We start from the raw sequence: 19,936 nt of genomic DNA, 5'->3' as shown, positions 1-19,936 counted from the left end.
GCGGGGTCCGGTCCGGACCCCGCGCACCGGCTGTCGATGAGGCGCATTTAACAAAGTTGTGCACAACCGAGTTGTGTGCAATGCTTCTGTCATGCCCGCCGTCGACGACCTCGTCTGCTTCGCGCTCTACGCCGCGAACCGCACGACCACCCAGGCCTACCGGGTGCTGCTCGAGCCGTGGAACCTCACGTATCCGCAGTACATCGCCCTGGTGACGCTGTGGGTCGACGGGGACCAGACCGTGAGCAGCCTGGGCGACGCCCTCCAGCTCGACTCCGGGACTCTGTCGCCGATGCTCGCGCGCATGGAGACCGCCGGCTACCTCACCCGATCGCGCCGATCCGACGACGAGCGCGTCGTCACCGTGGCGCTGACCGATCGCGGGCACGAGATGCGACAGGAACTCGCGCACGTCCCCCGATGCATCGCCGCAGGCTCCGGCTTGACCGACGAAGACAGCGCGCGTGAGCTGATCGACGCCCTGCACCAGCTCACCGACGCGATGCGCGACCTGCGCGACCGCCCCGACACCGTGCTCGCCGCCGCCGGAGTGCCGCGCCCGCCCGCGTGAGCCCCACTCGACTCCTCCTCCCCACCCGCCCCTCGAAAGGAACACCCATGGACGTTCTCTACACCGCCGAAGCCGTCTCCACCGGTCAGGGCCGCACCGGCCACGTCACCGCCGGCCCCTACATCGACCTCGAGGTCGCCCCTCCCACCGAGCTGGGCGGCTCGGGCAAGGGCACCAACCCCGAGCAGCTCTTCGCCGCCGGGTACGCCGCGTGCTTCCACAGCGCACTGCACGCCGTCGCCCGCGCGCACAAGGTGAAGATCGAAGACTCCTCGGTCGGCGGCCGCGTCCACCTCGGCCCGAACGGCCAGGGCGGCTACCAGCTCGCCGTCCTGCTCGAGGTGGTCCTGCCCGGTATCGAGCACGACCTCGCCCAGCAGCTCGCCGACGAGGCCCACCAGGTGTGCCCGTACTCCAACGCCACCCGCGGCAACATCGAGGTCACCGTCACCGTCTCCGAGGACTGACCTCTCCCCGACCCCGGGGCGGGGTGCTGAGCCCCACGTATCGCACCCCGTTCCGGACTTCGCCCCGCGAAGAACCCCGACGCCGCCCGCTCCCCGCGGGCGGCGTCATTCTGTCGCCCGCCTGCATCCGGGCGGAGCCCCGCGCGTGGAGCCCCGCGCGTACAGTGACTGTCGTGATCCGCGTGGTTGTCGTCGACGATGAGGCGCTCGTGCGCTCCGGTTTCGAGATGATCCTCGGCGCCTCCCCCGACATCGACGTGGTCGCGGCGGTCGACGGCGACGTCGCGGTCGAGGTGATCCGCCGCGAGAAGCCCGACGTGGCGCTGCTCGACATCCGCATGCCCGGCCGCAGTGGGCTCGAGATCCTGACGGAACTCGCCACCGACGCGGATCGCCCCGTCATCGGCATCCTCACGACGTTCGACACCGACGAGTACATCGCGCGCGCCCTGCACGAGGGCGCCGCGGGGTTCCTCGTCAAAGACACGGCTCCCGAGCACCTGGCCGCGATGGTGCGCACGCTCGCGGCCGGCGGGGTCGTGCTCTCGCCCCAGGTCTCGCGCACCCTCGTCGAGGGGTACGCGGGGGCGACCGACCGCGAGGCGTCTCGACGGGTCGCACTGCTGACCGATCGAGAACGCGACGTGCTGGCCTGCCTGCCGACGGGCGAGTCGAACGCCGAGATCGGCAAGCGGCTGCATCTCAGCGGGGCCACCGTGAAAGACCACGTGAGCGCCATCCTCGGCAAGATGTCGGTCTCGTCGCGGTTGGAGGCGGCGCTCATCGCCGAACGCGCGGGGCGTCGCGGCGGGCGCGGATGATCTCGGCGATCCGGGCGCGATGGGCGGCGTTCGCCGGGAGCCGGGTCTTCGACGCGACGATCGATGTCGCCCTGGCCGCCGCGGCCCTGCTCGACGTGGCCGTGTTGCTACCGGGGTGGTCGCCGATCGAGTCGGCGTGGGCGCTGCTCGCCGTGGCGGGGCTCCTGGTGCGCCGGCGCCTGCCCTGGGTGGCTTTCGCCCTCGTCCTCCCGGGGCTGGTGGTGGATGCCATGACCGTCGCCGCTCCCATCGCCCTGTACTCCGTGGCGGTGCGCGTGCGGCGGATCCCGCTGCTGGTGGGCGCGGGCGCAGTAACGTTCGCCTGCTTCCTGCTCCCCGACTGGCAGCTGCCCCCGCTCGACTATCTGGCGCCCTCGCTCCTGTACGCCCTCATGTACGCCGCGACCCCGATCGCGCTCGGCGCCCTCGTGCGCACGCGCCTCGAGCTCTCCGCCCGGGTGGCCGAGCTGTCGGCCGCGCGTGAGAGCGAGCGCCGCCGCGATGAGCAGGACGTCCTGCGGCGGGAACGGGCCCGCATCTCGCGCGAGATGCATGACGTCGTGTCGCACCAGGTGAGCCTGACGGCCGTGCAGGCCGGTGCGCTCCAGGTCGCCTCGCCCGATCCCGAAGCGCGGCGCGTGGCCGGCATCATCCGCACTCTCTCGGTGCGCACCCTCGACGAGCTGCGGCAGATGGTGAGCGTGCTGCGCGCCGACGGAGCGACCACCGACTCCCCCGCCCCGCAGCCCACCCTCGCCGACCTCCCCCGGCTGATCGCCGACAGCGGACTCGATGCCCGGCTCGAGGCCGACCTCCCCTCCGACCTCACCCCCGCGGTGCAGCGCGCGGTGTACCGCACGGTGCAGGAGGGGCTGACCAATGCCCGCAAGCACGCACCGGGAGCCCTCGTTCGCGTGACCGCGACGGCCTCCACCTCGAGCATCGACGTGGTCGTGCAGAACGACGCCGCCCGGGCGGCCCGCCTGCGCCTCCCCTCCAGCGGCACGGGGCTGCGGGGGCTGCGCGAACGGGCCGAACTCCTCGGCGGCCGCCTGCATGCGGCCGAGGGTGTCGACGGCGGCTTCCGCCTGGCCGTGTCGGTGCCGCGGCGCGAGACCGAGAGCTGAGCGGGCGTCAGGCGAGCCGGAGCTCGTCGTCGCTCTTGGCGTACGACCGCCGCAGCCATTGCCCGAAGCCCGGTTGGGCGAGGCAGGCCGAGGCGTTCTCGCACGTGACCACCGGGTCGTGAGCGGCGTAGGTCTCGTAGATGTCGACCTTGTCGTCGAGGAGCGCCCCCGTGACGTTCGCCGGCTCGCGCTTCGAGGGGTACCCGACGAAGTACGACACCGCTGCGGCCGGAATGCCGACGGTCGGCACGATCGCGCGCATCAGCGACCCCACGGCGGAGTGGTCGGGGTGGTCGCCGCGCGCGAAGGCGCTGCCGTGCGGCACGTTCGTCGACACGCGCTGGGGCCGGGCCGCATCGGCGAGCTCGGCGAGGGTCGCCGTCAGCATGTCGAGTGTGTACGCGGGTGCGCCGTCGATCGGATGCAGAGTCGGCGTCGCCCCGTTGATGAGCTGGGTCAGGCCGGCACTCCCCGTCGAGGCGAACCCGGTGGCATCCAGGTTTCCATCGGCCAGACGCAGCACGGTGATCGAGAGCCGAGGATCGTCCGAAGGGACGAAGCGGGTCACCCGCGCACCGCTGTGCAGCTCGATCTGCGTGGTCGCCCAGGGCGCGGTGCTTCCGCGCATGCAGTCGTACGCGGCGCGGATGCCGGCCTCGCGCTTCTCGGCGTAGGCGAGGCCCCGCCCGGCGTCGCCGGCCGTGACGTAGACGGCGCGCACGGTCCCGCCGCTGCGGATGGCCCCGGCGAGCGCGGGGTTGGCGAAGATGATGTCGTCGTCGGCGTGGGCCCACACCGCGAGCGTGGTGTCGAGGCCGGGGGGCTCGGCGGCCGGAGAGGTCGGTATCGCAGACGGCAGCGGTCCGGGCACGATGGGAGCCAGCGGCACCCACGCCCCGTCGGGACCGTCCGAGCGTCGCGCCTGACGATAGAGCAGCGCCCCTCCGCCCAGCCCCAGAAGGGTGAGACCCCCCGCGATGGCCACCCGTCGAGTCACCACGACACGGCGCGCCCGGGCGAGCGCCGCGTCCGCGTCCGCGTCGCGCGAGGCCTCGCCGTCCCGGGATTCGTCGGGGGACGGCGGCTGTGCGTCGCTCACGGTGGCTCCGTTCTCTTTCGTGCGGTGCCGCTCCGCGCTCGGGTCGTCGCGGCGGCACCACCGTCTCGACGGTATCGCGCACACCCACCCTTGCGCTGGCCCGACCCGCACACCCCCGCCGCGCGGCGGGGACGGTGTGGCCATCCGGCGGAGATCGACCTCTCCGGGCCGCGGCGCACGCACCCCGTACATCGAAGACACCCAGCCGGCACCTAAGACCGCTGGGGACACTCGCCCCATGCAGACGTCTTCGAAGCCGCGGTCACTGTCGCCCGCCGCCCTGCGTGTACGCGCCGTCCTGAACCAGTGGGACCCGATCGGTGTGCATCACATCGGCCACGGCTGGCCCGACGACGAGTACGACGACCTGATCCTTCCGATCCTGGCGGCGCTGTCATCCCGCCCGTCCGTCGAGCAGTTGGCCGACGACCTCAGAACGGTCGTCGAGGTCGATTACGGTCTGCCCGCCCCCGACGGATGCCGCGAAGCCGCGCGATCGCTGCTCGCGCTGGCGCAGTGAGTTCCGGCATCCGTTACCTCTCCGCTCCTGCCTCGGCAACCCCTCGGGGGGCCACGGCCGCCGTGTTTAGAGTTCCGTCATGACCGACCTCACGCGTGCGCAGTCGCCCGACCCGTATCCGCTCCTCCCCTCCGTGGCGGCGTTCGATGTGGTCAGCGATGATGTGCGCGAGGGGCAGCCGCTCTCCGACGACCAGGTGGCCGACAAGGGCAACACGTCCCCGCACCTGCGTTGGTCGAACGTCCCCGAGGGGACGAAGTCGTTCACGATCACCTGTTTCGACCCCGATGCCCCGACGCCGAGCGGCTTCTGGCACTGGGTCCTCGTCGATCTCCCCGCCGACCTGACCGAGATCCCGGCCGGATTCGCGGGCGGCGAGCTCCCCGCCGGTGCGTTCCACGTCCGCAACGACGGAGGTCACGCCGGCTTCCTGGGCGCCGCTCCCCCCAAGGGCGATCAGCCCCACCGTTACTTCTTCGTCGTCCACGCGGTGGGCGCCGACTCCCTCGGGGCGGATCCGGATGCCACTCCCGCCGCCGTCTCGTTCGGTCTGGCCTTCTCGACCCTCGGACGCGCCATCGTCCACGGCACCTATCAGCACTGAGGACGACCGATGACGCAGCGCAGCGAGGGCTTCGACAAGGACGCGACCGTCTCCGGCGTCGAGGAACGTCTCCACGACCGTTTCCCCGAGGCCGAGCCCGACGTGGTCCACCACGAGGCGGTGGTCGCGGTCGAGAAGTTCGCCGACGCACCGGTGAAGGACTTCGTCGACATCATCGCCGAGCGCGAAGCCCGCGCCCGCGTCGAGCAAGAACTGCAGGCCGACTGAGCCGTCGGGCTCAGCCCATCTGCAGCTCGGCCTCGCTCTTCGGGTATGACCGCTGCAGCCACTCGCCGAAACGCCGGGTGCCCAGGCAGGCCGACCGATCGGCGCAGCGGATGACCTCGTCCTGCTGCGTGTAGACGCGGTAGGTCTCGATCTTGGCGTCCAGTTGTTCGCCGTCGAGGTTGCGCGGCAGCTTCTCCGACGGGTACCCCACGAGGTACCGGATGCCGGGTGCCACCGCGGGGAGGGATCCGAGGGCATCGCGCACGAGGGTGCCGGTGACCGAGTGATCGGGGTGGTCTCCCGGCGCGAAGGCGCTGCCACGCGGGATGTGGGTGAGAACGGTACTCGGCTGCCACGCCTCGGCGAGCTCGATGAGGCTGTCCGACAGCTGAGCGAGCGTCACATCGGGGCCGCCGTCGGTCGGCGACAGCGTGGGGATCGTCCCGTCGAGCAGCTTGCTGAGCGTCGCGTGGCCGGTCGAGGCGAATCCCCCGTCGGTGATGTTGCCGTCGGGGAGGCGCACGAACACGACCGACAGACGTGGATCGTTCTGCGGAGTGAGACGGGTCACGTGCATCCCCGTGTCGAGCACGATCTCGTCGGTGTCCCACAATCCGCTCACCCCGCGCATGGAGTTGTACGCGCGCAGGATGCCGAGCTCCCGCGACGACGTGTACCCCTGCCCCTTGCCCGCGTCGCCGGCGGTGAGGAACACGGTCCGCACGCAGTCGCCGGCCGAGATGGCGTCGGAGATGGCCGGGTTGCCGAAGATGATGTCGTCGTCGGGATGCGCCCACACGCTCATGAGGGTCGGATGACCGTCGCAGGGCTGCGCCGCCGGCGACAGGGGTGCGGGAGTCGAGATCAGGGTGGGGGTCGACGTGGGGATGGGGGTCACCGACGGAGACGGCGCGACGGAGGGAGTCGGCGTCCCCGCGGCCGACGGCGGCGCCGATGCCACGATGTCGGCCGCGCGGCCGAGCGAGAAGGCGACGGCGGCGGCGACTGCGACGAGTACGACGGCGACGAGGGCTGCGACCACCGCGGCGGATCGACGCCGACGGCGGGAACGTCGCGAGGGCGTCGAGACGCGGGACATCTGTGATCCTCCGGGCGGGCGGTGCGACACCCCGCTCGGCGGGTGCGTGTGCAGGTCCGGCGAGAGGGCCGATCCGCTGCCCGAGTGTAGGGGACGCCCGCCGTCGGGCCCAAGATTCACCCCCTGGGTGATGCCGCCCGGGTTTCCGGCATTTGACGACGAGATGACAGGAAGCGCTGGGTGACTTGTCGGGTGATTCTTCCCTGTTATTGTTCACGAGGTGAAACCGACGAGCTCGACCCGGGGGGAGGAGCTACACACGTGACCTTCGACCTCAGGGAAAGCGCGACACCGTCGTTCGACGCGGAGTTGCCCGTGCCCGCTCGTGCTGAGCGGATCTCGCAGCCCGCCTCCAGCCGACACGTTCCGTGGCGCCGTCGCTATCGACGCAATCTCGCCCTCACCGACCTGTTCTCGCTGACGTGGGTCGTGTACGGAACCCAGCTGCTGTGGTTCGGTCTCGGCAACGCTCAGGTGGCGGCGGGGCGCGACTCCCGCATCACCGATCTGTCGTACTGGGTGTTCTCGGCCCTCCTCATCCTCACGTGGATGTGGGCCCTGGCCTTCGTCGACTCCCGCAGCGACCGGGTCATCGGAACCGGCTCGCAGGAGTACGTGCGCATCGCCGACGCCAGCTTCCGACTCTTCGGCACCGTCGCGATCATCGCCTTCCTCACCCAGATCGATGTCGCCCGCGGGTACCTCCTGATCAGCCTCCCCCTCGGCATCCTGGTGCTCATCTTCACCCGCTGGATGTGGCGTCGTTGGCTCATCGTCCAGCGCTCGACCGGCAAGTACTCGGCAAACGTGCTCCTCGTCGGTTCGCTCGCGTCGGTGACGCAGCTCGCTCGCGAATTCGCCCGCACGCCGAGCGCCGGCTACCGCGTGGTCGGCGCCTGCGTGCCGAATGGCAAGATCGCCGACGTCATCCCCGGGACCGACATCCCCGTGATGGGACACGTCGGAGATGTGACGAGCGCCCTCGATGCCACCGGCGCCGACACCGTCGCGATCACGAGCGCCGACGATCTGCCGGCCGACAAGGTCAAGCAGATCTCCTGGAGTCTCGAAGCGGGCAAGCAGCACCTCGTGCTCGCCCCCAGCATCATCGACATCGCCGGTCCCCGTCTGCACACGCGGCCGGTGGCGGGGCTGCCGCTCATCCACGTGGAGACGCCCAAGTTCTCGCGCGGCCAGAGCTTCCTCAAGCGCAGCGTCGACCTCGTGTCCGCCTCCATCGGCGTCGTCCTGCTCAGCCCCCTCCTGCTCTTCCTCATGATCACCGTGCGCCTCACCAGCGACGGGCCCGTCTTCTTCCGGCAGACGCGCGTCGGATTCCGCGGCCGCGAGTTCACGATGATCAAGTTCCGCAGCATGGTCGTCAACGCCGAAGAGCTCCTGCAGGAGCTCGCCGCGCAGCAGCGCGATGCGGGCAACGAGGTGCTGTTCAAGATGAAGAACGATCCGCGCGTGACACGCATCGGCCGCATCATGCGCAAGTTCAGCCTCGACGAGCTCCCCCAGCTGTTCAACGTCATCGGCGGCTCGATGTCGCTCGTCGGCCCGCGTCCGCCTCTGCCGTCCGAGGTCGCGTTGTACGCCGACCACGTGCACCGTCGCTTCCTCGCCAAGCCCGGCATCACGGGTCTCTGGCAGGTCAGCGGCCGCTCGTCACTGTCCTGGGAGGAGTCGGTACGCCTCGACCTCTCCTACGTCGAGAACTGGACCCTTCTCGGCGACTTCGTCATTCTCGGCAGAACCGCCCGCGCCGCCCTGGCGCCGGGCGAGACGGCCGCGTGAAATCCCCGCGCTCCCTCGCGGGTCCGCGACCCGGTGTCACCGGGTCGCGTCGTCAGGAATCTGGAAGGCTCTGAATCGTGCGCTTGTCTGTAGTGGGTTGCGGGTACCTGGGAGCCGTTCACGCGGCCGCGATGGCCTCCATCGGTCACGACGTCGTCGGTATCGATGTCGACGAACGGAAGATCGCCACCCTGAACAAGGGGGAGGCCCCCTTCTTCGAGCCCGGCCTGCAGGAGATCCTGACCGAGGGCATCGAGTCGGGCCGCCTGACCTTCACCACCGACATGTCTGCCGCCCAGGGCGCCAAGGTGCACTTCGTCGGCGTCGGAACGCCGCAGCAGGCGGGAAGCCACGCCGCCGACCTCACCTACGTGAACGCCGCGATCGAGGGCCTTCTGCCGTTCCTCAGCGAGGGCGACATCGTCGCCGGCAAGTCGACCGTCCCGGTCGGCACCGCCGCGCGGCTCGCGCCGAGCGTGGCCGAGCGCGGCGCGACCCTGGTGTGGAACCCCGAGTTCCTCCGCGAGGGCTGGGCCGTCCAGGACACGATCGACCCCGATCGCCTCGTCGCCGGTGTGCCCACCGAGAACGGCGCCCCCTCGGCCGAAGGAGAGCGCACTGCTCAGGTGCTCCGCGAGGTCTACCACCCCTCCATCGCCAAGGGCACGCCCTTCATCGTCACCGACTACGCCACCGCGGAACTGGTGAAGGTGTCGGCCAACGCGTTCCTGGCGACCAAGATCAGCTTCATCAACGCGATCGCCGAGATCGCCGAGGTCACGGGTGCCGACGTCACGACGTTGGCGGATGCCATCGGCCACGACGCCCGTATCGGTCGGCGCTTCCTGGGTGCGGGCATCGGCTTCGGCGGCGGGTGCCTCCCGAAGGACATCCGCGCCTTCTCGGCTCGTGCCGAGGAGCTCGGGCGGGGCGAGTCCGTCGCCTTCCTGCGAGAGATCGACGCGATCAACCTCCGCCGACGCGACCGGGCCGTCGAACTCACCACCGAAGCCCTGGGCGGCAGCGTCTTCGAGAAGAAGATCGCCGTGCTCGGCGCGGCGTTCAAGCCCCACAGCGACGACATCCGCGACTCCCCCGCGCTCGACGTCGCCGTGCGTCTGCACGGTCTGGGCGCGAAGGTCACCCTCACCGACCCGGCCGCGATCGACAACGCCCGCCGCATCCACCCGCAGCTGACGTACGAGCGCGACCTCGACGAGACCCTGCGCGACGCCGACGCCGTCATCGTCGTCACCGAGTGGGACGAGTACCGTCGCGAGCTCTCCCCCGAGCACGCCGCCTCGCTCGCGCGGGGACGCGTCGTCGTCGACGGCCGCAACTGCCTCGACCCGGCCGCATGGCGAGCCGCCGGCTGGACCTACTTCGGCATGGGTCGCCCCTGATCCCTGCCCGACGGAAGACGCCCCGACCGCTCGGTCGGGGCGTCTTCCGCATTCCGGCGAGCGCACCGCGACGATGAGATCCGCGACCCGGGTTCGGCCGCGGGCGTGACGAATCGGTGTCCCGATACGTCTCCATCGTGAGCGGGTCTTCGTGACCTCTCGCCACGGAGCACATCGAAGAGGAAGAGGATGCCATGCGCAACAAGGTCATCGCGGTCGGCGCGATCGTGTTCATCGCCTACGTCATCGGCGCGCGGGCATCGCGTGTACAGGTCAAGAACCGGGAGTCGGTCGGTCACCAGGTGGTGCGCCTGTGGAACGACCCTCGTGCACGCAAGCGTCGCCACAAGGCGGCAAGGAAGGCCGCCGCCGCCGCCGAGAAGCGCGCGAAGAAGACGATGCGCCAGCTGCGTAAGTGAGCATGACCCCGGGCCGCACCTCCTCGGTGCGGCCCGGGGACGTCTTCTGCGGACGTCGTGCCCGCGTCGCCCCGAGGGCGGATGCTCCCCTGTGGATGACGCCACCCTCTTCGCACATGCGCATGCAAAGATGCTGCACAACCCGAAGGAGACCCCGTGACTTCTGCGCCACGCCTCGCCGCACACGCCGCCTCGCACGACGCCGGCGACGACCTCGACCTCCTCGGCGGGTTCGCACCGACCTGCCGGCGCTGTCTCGCCACGACCACGCCCGAGAGCGGGCTGCGCGGCGTCTGGTGGCGCTGCCCCGAGTGCGCTCTGCCGCAGATCGGCTGACGGCCGGATACGCTGACCCCGTGATCGCCAGCATCCTCATCTCGATCTCCGCCATCGTTTCGGCGGTCCTGGTCGGGTTCGTGGCGCGCCGCATTCTCGGGACCGCCGTCGGCTGGCCCCGCAGCATCGTGGTCGGGCTCCTCGTCTTCTTCCTCGGCGTCCCCTCCGCCGAATGGACGTTGCGCCAGACCGGTCTTCCCGAGGGGACGACCGTGATCCCCGCGCAGGACGTCTGGCTGTGGATCGGCCTGATCGCCCTGTCCCTGGCGTGGGTGTTCGCCCTCGGGGTGGCCACCCTCGTCGCCATCGAGGCGATCTTCCCGACCCGACCACTGCCCAATCCCGTCGACCTCGTGCGGGCAGCCCTGCGCCAACGCAAACGCACTCGGCGCTACCTCGAGATCCTCACGATCGCCTCCCGCCACGGCGTCGGCTGGCTCTTCCATGGCGGCGGCTCCCGCGTCGAGGCCGAGCTCAGCACCTCGGAGGAACGCGCGAAGGCCATCGTCGCCACCATCAACGATGCCGGAGTCAGCTTCGTCAAGCTGGGCCAGGTGCTCTCCACCCGCCGCGACCTCATCCCCGAGCCGTATCTCAGCGCGCTCGCATCTCTGCAGACGAGCGCCACCACTCTTCCCTGGGACACCGTCCGCGCGGTCATCGAAGACGATCTGGGCGCCTCCATCGACGAGGTCTACGCCGACGTCGACCCCGTTCCCCTCGCCGCGGCCTCCGTCGCGCAGGTTCACCGCGCCCACCTCCTCGACGGCACCCCCGTCGTGGTGAAGGTTCAGCGACCCGCGGCACGCGCACAGGTGGAGGCCGATGCCGACATCATCGGCCGGCTCGCTCATCGCGCCGAGGCCCGCACGCGGGTGGGTCGGGATCTGCGCATCGAGTCCGTCGCCCGCGGATTCACCGCCACCCTCGTCGAAGAGCTCAACTACCGCATCGAAGCGCGCAACACGCGCATGATCCACTCGACTCTCGATCTCATCGATCGCGCCGAGCCCGAGCGGCGCGGTGTCGTCACCGTGCCCGAGGTGTTCGCCGCCGCGTCCGGGCAGCGTGTCCTCACGATGGAGCTCGTCGACGGCGTCGCGCTGAGCGATTCCGCGGATCACCTCGCCGCTCTCGACGCCGAGCAACGCGACCGGCTGGCCCAGGTGCTGATGTCCACCGTGATCGAGCAGATCCTCGTCTACGGCGTCTTCCACGCCGACCTGCACCCCGGCAACGTCCTCCTGAAAGAAGACGGCACCCTCGGGCTCATCGACTTCGGCGCGGTCGGGATCATCGAGCGCAGCCGCAGACAGCACATGACCGCTCTGCTCCTCGCCGCCCTCAGTGAGAACGACGTCGCCGCGACCGACGCGCTTCTGCTCATCGTGGACGCCCCGGCCGACGTCGACCTCGAGGCTTTCCGTCATGACGTCGGGATCGTGTTGACCACGGAGCATCTGCGCACCGGCGGCCAGGGATCCATCTTCACGCGCATGGTCGACGTCATCCGTCAGCACCGCATCGCTCTCCCGGGCGAGCTGGCCTCGGCGTTCCGCAGCTTCGCCACCCTCGAGGGCTGCCTGCGCGTGATCGTCGACGACTTCGACATGGTCGGGCGCGCGCTCCCGCTCATGCCGACGCTGCTGCGCCGCACGGTGTCCCTCAAGCGCATGGCGACCGACCTCCAGGCGCAGAGCGTCATCACGATGGCGCGGTTGGAGAACATCCCGCGCCGCCTCGATGCTCTGCTGACCGGTGTGGAGAAGGGGTCGATCGGCATCACGCTGCGCAGTGACGACGGCGACGACGTCAGCGGCATCCTCGGGCGGGTCACCGCCGAGGTGGCCTCCACCCTCGTCTCGATCGCCGCCGTCGTGATCGCGGTGGTCCTGATCCTCGCGGGAGGCGGTCCGGTCCTCGGCGGCGACGTCACGCTCTTCGCCGTGCTCGGAGCCGTCGTCGGTCTCTTCGGATTCCTCGGCTTACTCCGCATCGTGCGCAGGACGTTCGGTCGCAAGGACTGACGACACGCCCGCACCGGTGCGACCCCGGGCCCGATCGACCGCTACTTTGAGCACAACCACCGTTCGGTGGCCGCTCGGACTCCGAAGGAGAAGTCCCATGGTCATTCTCGCCGTGATCCTCATCGCCGCAGCCTTCTGGGCGACGGTCTCGCTCGCCGCGGGAATCGGGCTCGGTCGCGTCATGGCGCGCGCCGACGCCGAAGAATCCAGAACGGTGCTGAGCCGCTCGTCGGACCCGCTCCTCGTCCCCGCGCGCCTCTGACCTCACCCGCTTCCGCGGAGCTCCACCGCGGTGGGCGCCCTTCGTACGGTGAGACGTGCTCTCCGTTCGTGTCGCGTCACTCGCTCGTCGCCGTGGAGCCGTCGCGGCGGCTCTGTACCTGGTGACCCTCGGAGTGATCGTGTTCTGGCCCGTGCACCTCGAGCGCCGCGTCGACTTCCTCTACGACAGGCTGTACGCCGTCGTGCCCGCTGCCAGGTCGGTCGACCTCGACGTCATCGCGAACGTCGTCTTCCTCATCCCCTTCGGCGTCCTGCTCGCGCGACTCCTGCCCGGTCGCCCCTGGCTGCTCCTGGGCATCGCGTGGACGGTCCCGCTGCTGGTCGAGATCGCTCAGGGCGTCTTCCTCCCCGGCCGGACGAGCAGTGCGATCGACGTCGTCGCGAACACCCTCGGCGGGGTGATGGGCGCCATCGGGGTGGGGATCCGACGCCGATACGTCACCCGGCGAGACACCCGCCGCATGTCCTGACTTCGCCCGGTCGCGGTCCGCTTCGAGCGCCTGCTGGGCCGCCGCGTCGGTGAGGTCTCGAATAATCCGCTTCGGGTGCAACAGGCGGGGGTCGTACTCGCGCCAGTCGGGGGCCAGCTCATTCAGGTCGTCCACGACCTGCGACTTGCCCTGCAGATAGAGCGCGTGCATGCGACCCACCGCGCGCGGCAGGGAGTGCCGCCATTCGCGCAACCGCTCCGGGCCGATGATCAACCCGACGATGACGCCCACGAAGATCAGCTTGTCCATGCCCATGTCGAACACGTCAGCTCCTCCAGCCCGCGGGCGGCGCGGCCGGGGGCTCTGCCAGCTGCATTCCCCTGTATTCCCGCCGCGTGGCGGGAATGAAGCCCTGCGCGGCGGCCTCCGCATCGATGCGGGGAAGCGAGGCGATCGACGCGAGGATGGTCGACACCGCCCGGGTGGCCTCCCGTTCGAACGCCAGCCACACGTCAGCCGGTCGGCCGACCGGGTCGACGATGTCGTCGTCGAGCCCGCGTCGCTCGACGGAACGAGCCCGAGCGGCCGCCTGCACGAGCGCGGGCCAGTTCCCGGCCCCGCCCGCGGTCGTCACGGTCTCGACCGAGCGGGCGAACTCTCGCACCGTGAACACCGACGAGATGAGATCGGGGCGAAGGTCCAGCACCGCACGGCGGTGGGCGCGTTCCGCGCACAGCACGGTGTCGCCGGTCTGCAGCACCCCCTCGTCGAGCCGCCGAGTGCGATGCTCGTCCAGCGAGAGGCCGTAGGTACGCCCCATCTCGATCACGCCGTCGGCCGCCGCGTCCCCCGGGCGGGCCGCCGTGCCGGCGCTCGAGATATCCAGCACCGCGCCCGGGCCGGAGGCCAGACGCGTGCGCAGGAGCGCGGCGACGAAAGGGGATCGGATCATGTTGGCCGTGCAGACCACCAGCACGCGGTTGGTGATCATCGGTCGCATCGGCGCATCGCACGTCTCCCTCTGCGCGACACCTGCCACGCGGCGCCAGTCAACCGGAGTGCCAGGCGGGGGTGAACCGGAACGGACGCACACCCCACGAGCCCAGGGCTGGTGAAGTGCGGCAGCAGATCGGGCGATGTTGCCCCCGCGCCGCGGGCTGAGTCACGACCCCCGTCGAGCATGGAAGAACCGTCCGGCTATCGAAAGGTCCCCCATGGGTATTTTTGGGAACGCATTCTCGGGGTGGCACCTCATCCTGATCCTCGCCGTCATCCTCCTTCTGTTCGGCGCAGCCAAACTCCCGGGGCTCGCCAAGAGCGTCGGAGAGTCGGTCCGCATCCTGCGCAGCGAATCCGGCGGTGACAAGAAGGCCAAGGCCGAAGACGAACCGGTCGCCACCGGCGCGGCACAGGACGAACTCCCCCACCGTTCCGAGTCGGGCCCGTCATCGCCCGCGTGATGTTACCGCGCTCGCGACGCACGAGTGGCAAGAAAGGGGCCATGCCCCTCCTCTCCCACTTCGCGGAACTCCGTCGGCGGATCGCCATCTCGGCCGCAGCCGTCGTGGTCGCCGGAATCGCCGGCTTCGCCCTCTCCGACGTCGTCATCGAAGCCGCTGCTGCCCCGCTCACGCACATTCAGGGGCCGTCGCTGACCGGTTTGAACTTCACACGTCTGGGCGAGGCGTTCGACCTGCGCTTCAAGATCGCGATGACCCTCGGCATCGTTCTGTCCGCGCCCGTCTGGCTCTACCAGGTCTGGGCGTTCCTCGTTCCCGGCCTGACCTCGCGCGAACGGCGGATCGGCATCGTCTTCGTCGGCACCGCAGTCCCGCTTTTTCTTGCTGGAGCCTGGTTCGGGTGGATCGTCGTCCCCCAGATCGTTACCCTGCTCGCCGGCTTCGCCCCCGTCGGCTCCTCGACGATGCTCACCGCGAGCCAGTACTTCGACTTCCTCCTCAAACTGATCGTCGGGGTCGGGATCTCTTTCGTCTCCCCCCTCGGAATCATCGCGCTGAACGCGGTCGGGGTGCTGAGCGCGCGATCCATCATTCGCGGATGGCGTGTCGCTCTGGTCGTCATCATCATCTTCTCGGCGACGGTCACCCCTCCCTCCGACATGATGAGCATGGCCCTCATCGCCCTGCCGCTGTGCCTGCTGTACATCGGCGCCGCGGCGTGGGCGTGGGTGCACGACCGTCGATCCGCGCGCCGCGCCCTCTCAGCCGGCTGAGCCCGGAGCGGCGGATACCGCCCTGACGTCGCCGTCGTCGAGAAGTCGACGCGCAAGGGTCTGCGCAGCCTCGGGCGACAACGCGAGCGAGGTGCCGATACCGGTCTCGATGACGATCCACGCCGCGGCGTCATCGGTGCGACGGAGCACGCCGACCTCGAGCACGGTCACGATTCCCGGCCCGCTCCCTCGGCCGTCGCGAACGCGGCCGGGCCACCCCCACCCCTCGCTGCGGTGATCCTCATCGTCGGGGTGCACCGTCGCACCGTGATCCGTCGTGCACCACTCGAACGCGCACCGCGCTCGCCGTTCGACGTCTTCGGCAGCTACTCGCCGTTCCATGCCTGACACCTCTCTCGTGGAGCCGCCGGCGACACCGGCGACCCGAACATCGGCGGGCACGAAATAAGTAAATCGCACACCTCCGACACCGCCCTCAGCGGCCGGGAGCGAGGCCTTCGGGAGGGGTGGGCAGAAGGTCCCGCAGCGGAACCTCCAGCACCTCGGCGAGGGCTACCAGAGTGCGAAGCCGCGGATTCGCCGCGGTGCCCGGGTTGGACTCGCCCTTCTCGAGCTTGCGGTACGTGAAGGTCGCCAGCCCCGCGGCGTGCGCCACTTGCTCCTGCGACATCCGTTTGTCTGCCCGGGCACGGAGAAGCCGCACTCCCAACTCGCGGACGAAGTCGTTCCAGGGATCGGGCGCGTCGGTCATGCTCCCAGCTTGCTCGGGGACTCACGCTCACATACACATGCAAACATGCCGTGATCGCGAGGAAGCTCCTGGCCGCAGCCTCACCGCGTCGAGGTGACGCCCAGAAGCCGTCGGGTGACGCGCCAGGCGATCCGAGACGGGAACTCGCCGCCGGTGCCCGCCCACGCGACGAGCGGGCGGCCTGCCGCACCGGCACGAGGGGCTCTCTTCACCCGCGCCCACTCAGCCGGCGCTCTGCCCTCCGCACTCCGACGCGATGAGAGAGTCCCCGCGCCCACGGCCGCTTCCATCCCGGCGCGGCTCTCCAGTGAATGTCCCCCGGGCCCGGACTGCGGAGCACCCATGAATCCTGCCGTCTCACTCACCGAGTCACCCGCGCGGCTGGCGCGGCTCACCCCGCTCGAGTCGCCCCGACGCAGTACCTGGCAGCGTCGATACGCCCGACTCGTGGTCGTCGTCGACGCCCTCGTCGTCGTCATCGCCGTCGTCGGCACCCAGCTGCTCTGGCTGGGGCCGCACCCCGTCGACGTGGCTTCGGTCGCCGTCGACTACACGACGGTGTCGGTCGGCCTCTGTCTGGCGTGGCTCCTCGCCCTCGGCCTCTGGGGGAGCCGACACCCCCGCGTGGTGGGCTACGGCGTCACGGAGTACCGGCTCGTGCTCGCCGCCTCCACCCAGGTCTTCGGGATCGTCGCCATCGCCGCCTACCTGACCAGCGCCGACCTCTCGCGCGGGTACTTCCTCCTCAGCCTCCCCGTCGGCTCCGCGGCCCTGCTCGGTGGGCGGGTCCTCTGCCGCCGATGGCTCGCCGGCAAGAGACGGTCCGGAGCCATGGGGGCGCGGGTCGTGCTGGTCGGCGCAGACGAAGAGAACGCGCGCGTGGCCGCCGAGCTGGCCCGCCAGCCCGCCGCGGGACTCCATGTGGTCGGGGTACGCCCCCTGGCGCGCGCGTCGTCCGGTCCGACGTGGACGGAGCAGCAGGCCGATCTCCTGCGCGAGCAACTTCGCGTGCTCGATGCCGACAGCATCCTCGTCTCGGGCGGCGCTCTGCTCGACTCTCACGACATCCGCCGGATCGGTTGGAGCCTCGATCCCGGCCGCCAGCACCTGATCGTCGCCGTGAACCTGACCGACGTCGCCGGGCCTCGCCTGCACACCCGCCCCGTCGCCGGACTCCCCCTCGTGCACATCGAGACGCCCCAGTACTCCGCCAGACAACGGGTGCTCAAGCGCGCCTTCGACATCGTCGGCGCCGGCACCCTGGTTCTTCTCCTGTCTCCGATACTGCTCGTGCTGGCCGGGCTCGTCCGCGCGTCGGGACCGGGACCGATTCTGTATCGCCAGGAGCGCGTCGGCCAGGGGGGCTCGCACTTCGGCATGCTCAAGTTCCGCTCGATGGTCGACGGGGCGGATGCCCGCCTGCACGGCCTTCTGGCCGCACAGGGGCGCGACGGAACGCCCTTGTTCAAGATCGACAACGACCCGCGGATCACCCCTGTCGGTCGCTGGCTGCGGAAGTACTCCCTCGATGAGCTCCCGCAGCTCTTCAACGTCCTGGGCGGGCAGATGAGTCTCGTCGGACCGCGCCCGCAGCGCGACGCCGAAGTCGAGTTCTACGACGACGATGCGCACCGGCGCTTGATCGTCCGGCCCGGTATGAGCGGCCTCTGGCAGGTCAGCGGACGCTCGGCCCTCGCGTGGGACGACGCCATCCGGCTCGACCTCTTCTACGTCGAGAACTGGTCGTTCATCGGAGACCTCGTGATCCTCGCCCGCACCTTCAAGGCGGTGGTCGCGCCCGGGTCCACCGCGCACTGACACGGAAACGACGAAGGCGCCCACCCGGACGGGTCGGCGCCTTCGTCGTGTCTGCGAGGAAGCGTCAGGGGGTCGTGCGTCGTCGGCGCGGGGCGCCCGCGTCGACCGGCGGCTCAGACGTGCGCACCACCTCAACTTCACTCGTAGCTTCACCCGCGTCCCGATCCTTTGTCCTCCGATGAGACAGGGGGCGGAGGGCGCTGACGTTCTCGGCGGGAAGGTCGGCCGACGTGCGCCGCTTGCCGTGTTCCTCGGCCGCGCCGGGCTCGGTCGACGACTTCCGCAGCACCCGCCGCCACCACGTGCTCTTCTCGGTGCGACCGATTCCGTAGCCGTAGTAGCCGCCGTACTGCATCCCGTAATAGCCCGAATCCGCCCCACGGAGCGGCGCGCGGTTCAGCACGACTCCGAGCAGGTGCCCTCGCGTCTTCGCGATGTTCGCGGTTGCCCGCGTCAGCATGTCGTCGGTGGTGCGCCCGGCCGTCACCACGAGGACGGTCCCGTCGGCCCAGCTCGCGATCACCGCGGCGTCGGCGACGGCGAGCGTCGGAGGCGAATCGACGATGACGACCAGATCCTCGGCGAGCTTCCGCGACAGCGCCTGCATGCGCTTCGACCCGACCATCTCGCTCGGGTTGGGCGGGGTTCGCCCCGCGGCCACGACGAAGAGCCGTCCGTGTTCGTCGACCTGATGGGCGACCTGTTCGATCTGCGCGCGGCCGGCGAGGACGTCGGAGAGGCCCACGTCGTCCGAGAACCCGAACATGCCGCCCAGAACAGGGCGACGGAGATCGGCGTCGACGAGGATGACCGACTGCCCGGTCGCCGCGATGCTCACCGCCAGGTTCGCGGCGGTGGTGGACTTGCCGTCGCCGGGGAGCGGGCTGGTGACCACCATGATGCGCGCCGGGCGGTCGACGTCGACGTACTGGAGGTTCGTGCGCAGTTCGCGCATGGCCTCCTTGTGGGCGAACGACCCGCGCCCGTCGCGGATGTCGTCGAACGAGAAGACGGCGCGCCCCGCCGCCAACTCCTTGTCCACCGGGAGCACACCGACCACCGACGCATCGACGGCATCGGTGATGTCGCTGGCCGACCGCAACCGTCGGTCGAAGGTGCGTCGCACCAGCGCGAACACGACACCGGCGACGAGGCCGAGAAGCGCACCGATCATCACGTCCAGTCGTACGTTCGGTGAGGACGGCGAGGTCGGCAGTCGCGCCGAGTCGCCGGCGACGAGTCGCACCGCGCCCTGACCACTGCCCCCCGACTCGAGCTCGTCCACTTGCGTCGTCATCGCGCGGATCCACGCCTCGGCGAGATCGCGGGCCGATTCCGGGGTCGCCCCGGTGGCGTCGACGCGGACGTTCACGGTGTCGACCGGGTTGGAGACGCGGATGCGCTCCACGAGAGCCTCGGGACTGTCGGAGAGGCCGAGCTGCTGTCGAGCCGTATCGGCGACGCTGCGCCAGTACCCCATGTCGATGAACGATTTGACCTTGGACAGCGCCAACTGGTCGCCGGCAAGGGCGGCACCCGTCGAACCGTCCGACGCCACGGCCGCCACGTACCCGCTCGCGTCGGCGGAGTACACCCGCGCCTGCGTGGCGCTCCACCCGAGTCCGGCCAGCCCTCCCAGGACCGTCATCACGACGATCGCCTTCCAGTAGGCGCGCAAGATGCGCATCACTCGCTGAATGTCCACTCTGTGTCCGCCTTTCGCATGACGCGACGGCGAGACCGTCGGGTCGCCCGCAGCATAGGCACAGGCGCGAGGACGCTTCTCTCGGCACGGACGGCCGGGGTGGCGGGCGAGACACTCACGACACGAACCGCAGGGGATGCCGGTCGGCAGTCGAGAAGAGGGTGATGCGGATGGGGTGATGCGGATGGGGTGATGCCGGGGTGACGAGGGGGATGAAAGACCTGTTCTCCGCCG

At 70.2% G+C, this 19,936-nt stretch carries 23 protein-coding genes; 17 read left to right on the top strand and 6 right to left on the bottom strand.

Annotated features, from left to right (window positions below):
- Nucleotides 1-91: 91 nt before the first annotated feature.
- The 4 genes from IFU19_RS08750 (at nt 92) to IFU19_RS08735 (ending at nt 2,986) form a co-directional block, all read left to right on the top strand.
- Nucleotides 92-571, top strand: coding sequence for a MarR family winged helix-turn-helix transcriptional regulator (locus IFU19_RS08750; RefSeq protein WP_055833893.1), 480 nt, complete (start codon nt 92-94; stop codon nt 569-571).
- Nucleotides 572-618: 47 nt separating this feature from the next.
- On the top strand, nt 619-1,038 hold the full coding sequence (locus tag IFU19_RS08745; RefSeq protein WP_192013460.1) for an organic hydroperoxide resistance protein: 420 nt from the start codon (nt 619-621) through the stop codon (nt 1,036-1,038).
- Nucleotides 1,039-1,211: 173 nt separating this feature from the next.
- The gene (locus IFU19_RS08740; RefSeq protein WP_070408534.1) at nt 1,212-1,859 is read left to right on the top strand and encodes a response regulator; all 648 of its coding nucleotides are present in this window, start codon (nt 1,212-1,214) and stop codon (nt 1,857-1,859) included.
- A complete protein-coding gene (locus IFU19_RS08735) occupies nt 1,856-2,986 on the top strand; it encodes a sensor histidine kinase (RefSeq protein ID WP_192013459.1) in 1,131 nt (376 codons plus the stop codon). Before IFU19_RS08740 ends, IFU19_RS08735 begins: the two co-directional genes overlap by 4 nt.
- Before the next feature lie 7 nt (nt 2,987-2,993).
- Here the strand turns inward: IFU19_RS08735 and IFU19_RS08730 are convergent, their stop codons facing one another.
- A complete protein-coding gene (locus IFU19_RS08730) occupies nt 2,994-4,085 on the bottom strand; it encodes a PIG-L family deacetylase (protein WP_192013458.1) in 1,092 nt (363 codons plus the stop codon).
- 238 nt (nt 4,086-4,323) lie between these two features.
- On the opposite strand from IFU19_RS08730, the gene IFU19_RS08725 reads away from it, so the two are divergent.
- The 3 genes from IFU19_RS08725 to IFU19_RS08715 all read left to right on the top strand — a co-directional run bounded on the left by IFU19_RS08725 (nt 4,324) and on the right by IFU19_RS08715 (nt 5,437).
- Nucleotides 4,324-4,605: a hypothetical protein gene (locus IFU19_RS08725; protein WP_192013457.1), complete on the top strand. Its 282-nt coding sequence runs from the start codon at nt 4,324-4,326 to the stop codon at nt 4,603-4,605.
- Nucleotides 4,606-4,684: 79 nt separating this feature from the next.
- A complete protein-coding gene (locus IFU19_RS08720) occupies nt 4,685-5,209 on the top strand; it encodes a YbhB/YbcL family Raf kinase inhibitor-like protein (RefSeq protein ID WP_192013456.1) in 525 nt (174 codons plus the stop codon).
- A 9-nt stretch (nt 5,210-5,218) separates the two neighbouring features.
- Nucleotides 5,219-5,437, top strand: coding sequence for a three-helix bundle dimerization domain-containing protein (locus tag IFU19_RS08715; RefSeq protein WP_055833876.1), 219 nt, complete (start codon nt 5,219-5,221; stop codon nt 5,435-5,437).
- Between the two features lie 10 nt (nt 5,438-5,447).
- Here IFU19_RS08715 and IFU19_RS08710 read toward each other — a convergent pair whose 3' ends face one another.
- Nucleotides 5,448-6,536, bottom strand: coding sequence for a PIG-L family deacetylase (locus IFU19_RS08710; protein WP_192013455.1), 1,089 nt, complete (start codon nt 6,534-6,536; stop codon nt 5,448-5,450).
- 315 nt (nt 6,537-6,851) lie between these two features.
- On the opposite strand from IFU19_RS08710, the gene IFU19_RS08705 reads away from it, so the two are divergent.
- From IFU19_RS08705 to IFU19_RS17145, 7 genes are all read left to right on the top strand, one after another.
- Nucleotides 6,852-8,336, top strand: coding sequence for a sugar transferase (locus IFU19_RS08705; protein ID WP_342343395.1), 1,485 nt, complete (start codon nt 6,852-6,854; stop codon nt 8,334-8,336).
- Between the two features lie 77 nt (nt 8,337-8,413).
- Nucleotides 8,414-9,739 carry a nucleotide sugar dehydrogenase gene (locus tag IFU19_RS08700; protein ID WP_191915765.1) on the top strand — a complete coding sequence of 442 codons (1,326 nt, stop codon included), beginning with the start codon at nt 8,414-8,416 and terminating at the stop codon, nt 9,737-9,739.
- A gap of 194 nt (nt 9,740-9,933) precedes the next feature.
- Nucleotides 9,934-10,158: a hypothetical protein gene (locus IFU19_RS08695; RefSeq protein ID WP_192013454.1), complete on the top strand. Its 225-nt coding sequence runs from the start codon at nt 9,934-9,936 to the stop codon at nt 10,156-10,158.
- Nucleotides 10,159-10,314: 156 nt separating this feature from the next.
- Nucleotides 10,315-10,494, top strand: a complete 180-nt coding sequence (locus IFU19_RS17030; RefSeq protein ID WP_055936111.1) for a hypothetical protein — start codon at nt 10,315-10,317, stop codon at nt 10,492-10,494.
- A gap of 20 nt (nt 10,495-10,514) precedes the next feature.
- The gene (locus IFU19_RS08685; protein WP_192013453.1) at nt 10,515-12,521 is read left to right on the top strand and encodes an AarF/UbiB family protein; all 2,007 of its coding nucleotides are present in this window, start codon (nt 10,515-10,517) and stop codon (nt 12,519-12,521) included.
- A gap of 97 nt (nt 12,522-12,618) precedes the next feature.
- Nucleotides 12,619-12,783 carry a hypothetical protein gene (locus IFU19_RS08680; protein WP_192013452.1) on the top strand — a complete coding sequence of 55 codons (165 nt, stop codon included), beginning with the start codon at nt 12,619-12,621 and terminating at the stop codon, nt 12,781-12,783.
- 55 nt (nt 12,784-12,838) lie between these two features.
- On the top strand, nt 12,839-13,273 hold the full coding sequence (locus tag IFU19_RS17145; RefSeq protein WP_192013451.1) for a VanZ family protein: 435 nt from the start codon (nt 12,839-12,841) through the stop codon (nt 13,271-13,273).
- Nucleotides 13,274-13,559: 286 nt separating this feature from the next.
- Here the strand turns inward: IFU19_RS17145 and IFU19_RS08670 are convergent, their stop codons facing one another.
- On the bottom strand, nt 13,560-14,225 hold the full coding sequence (locus IFU19_RS08670; protein WP_192013450.1) for an arsenate reductase/protein-tyrosine-phosphatase family protein: 666 nt from the start codon (nt 14,223-14,225) through the stop codon (nt 13,560-13,562).
- 223 nt (nt 14,226-14,448) lie between these two features.
- Here IFU19_RS08670 and IFU19_RS08665 point away from each other — a divergent pair, with 223 nt between their 5' ends.
- Both IFU19_RS08665 and tatC read left to right on the top strand, forming a co-directional pair.
- A complete protein-coding gene (locus IFU19_RS08665; protein WP_055833857.1) occupies nt 14,449-14,694 on the top strand; it encodes a twin-arginine translocase TatA/TatE family subunit in 246 nt (81 codons plus the stop codon).
- A 41-nt stretch (nt 14,695-14,735) separates the two neighbouring features.
- Nucleotides 14,736-15,467: a twin-arginine translocase subunit TatC gene (tatC, locus tag IFU19_RS08660; protein WP_192013449.1), complete on the top strand. Its 732-nt coding sequence runs from the start codon at nt 14,736-14,738 to the stop codon at nt 15,465-15,467.
- Here tatC and IFU19_RS08655 read toward each other — a convergent pair.
- Together IFU19_RS08655 and IFU19_RS08650 are read right to left on the bottom strand one after the other, a co-directional pair.
- On the bottom strand, nt 15,456-15,869 hold the full coding sequence (locus tag IFU19_RS08655; protein ID WP_192013448.1) for a hypothetical protein: 414 nt from the start codon (nt 15,867-15,869) through the stop codon (nt 15,456-15,458). The genes tatC and IFU19_RS08655 overlap by 12 nt on opposite strands.
- 34 nt (nt 15,870-15,903) lie before the next feature.
- Nucleotides 15,904-16,179: a helix-turn-helix domain-containing protein gene (locus tag IFU19_RS08650; protein WP_055833847.1), complete on the bottom strand. Its 276-nt coding sequence runs from the start codon at nt 16,177-16,179 to the stop codon at nt 15,904-15,906.
- 342 nt (nt 16,180-16,521) lie between these two features.
- Between IFU19_RS08650 and IFU19_RS08645 the strand changes: the two genes are divergently transcribed.
- Nucleotides 16,522-17,997 carry a sugar transferase gene (locus IFU19_RS08645; protein ID WP_192013447.1) on the top strand — a complete coding sequence of 492 codons (1,476 nt, stop codon included), beginning with the start codon at nt 16,522-16,524 and terminating at the stop codon, nt 17,995-17,997.
- Between the two features lie 64 nt (nt 17,998-18,061).
- Here the strand turns inward: IFU19_RS08645 and IFU19_RS17025 are convergent, their stop codons facing one another.
- Nucleotides 18,062-19,702, bottom strand: coding sequence for a polysaccharide biosynthesis tyrosine autokinase (locus IFU19_RS17025; protein WP_156458712.1), 1,641 nt, complete (start codon nt 19,700-19,702; stop codon nt 18,062-18,064).
- Nucleotides 19,703-19,936: the final 234 nt, after the last annotated feature.

The sequence above is a fragment of the Microbacterium sp. CFBP 8794 genome (assembly GCF_014841235.1).
GTDB lineage: Bacteria > Actinomycetota > Actinomycetes > Actinomycetales > Microbacteriaceae > Microbacterium.
Note: the sequence above shows the minus strand (reverse complement) of the source record. Positions and strands in the feature narration are given on the sequence as shown.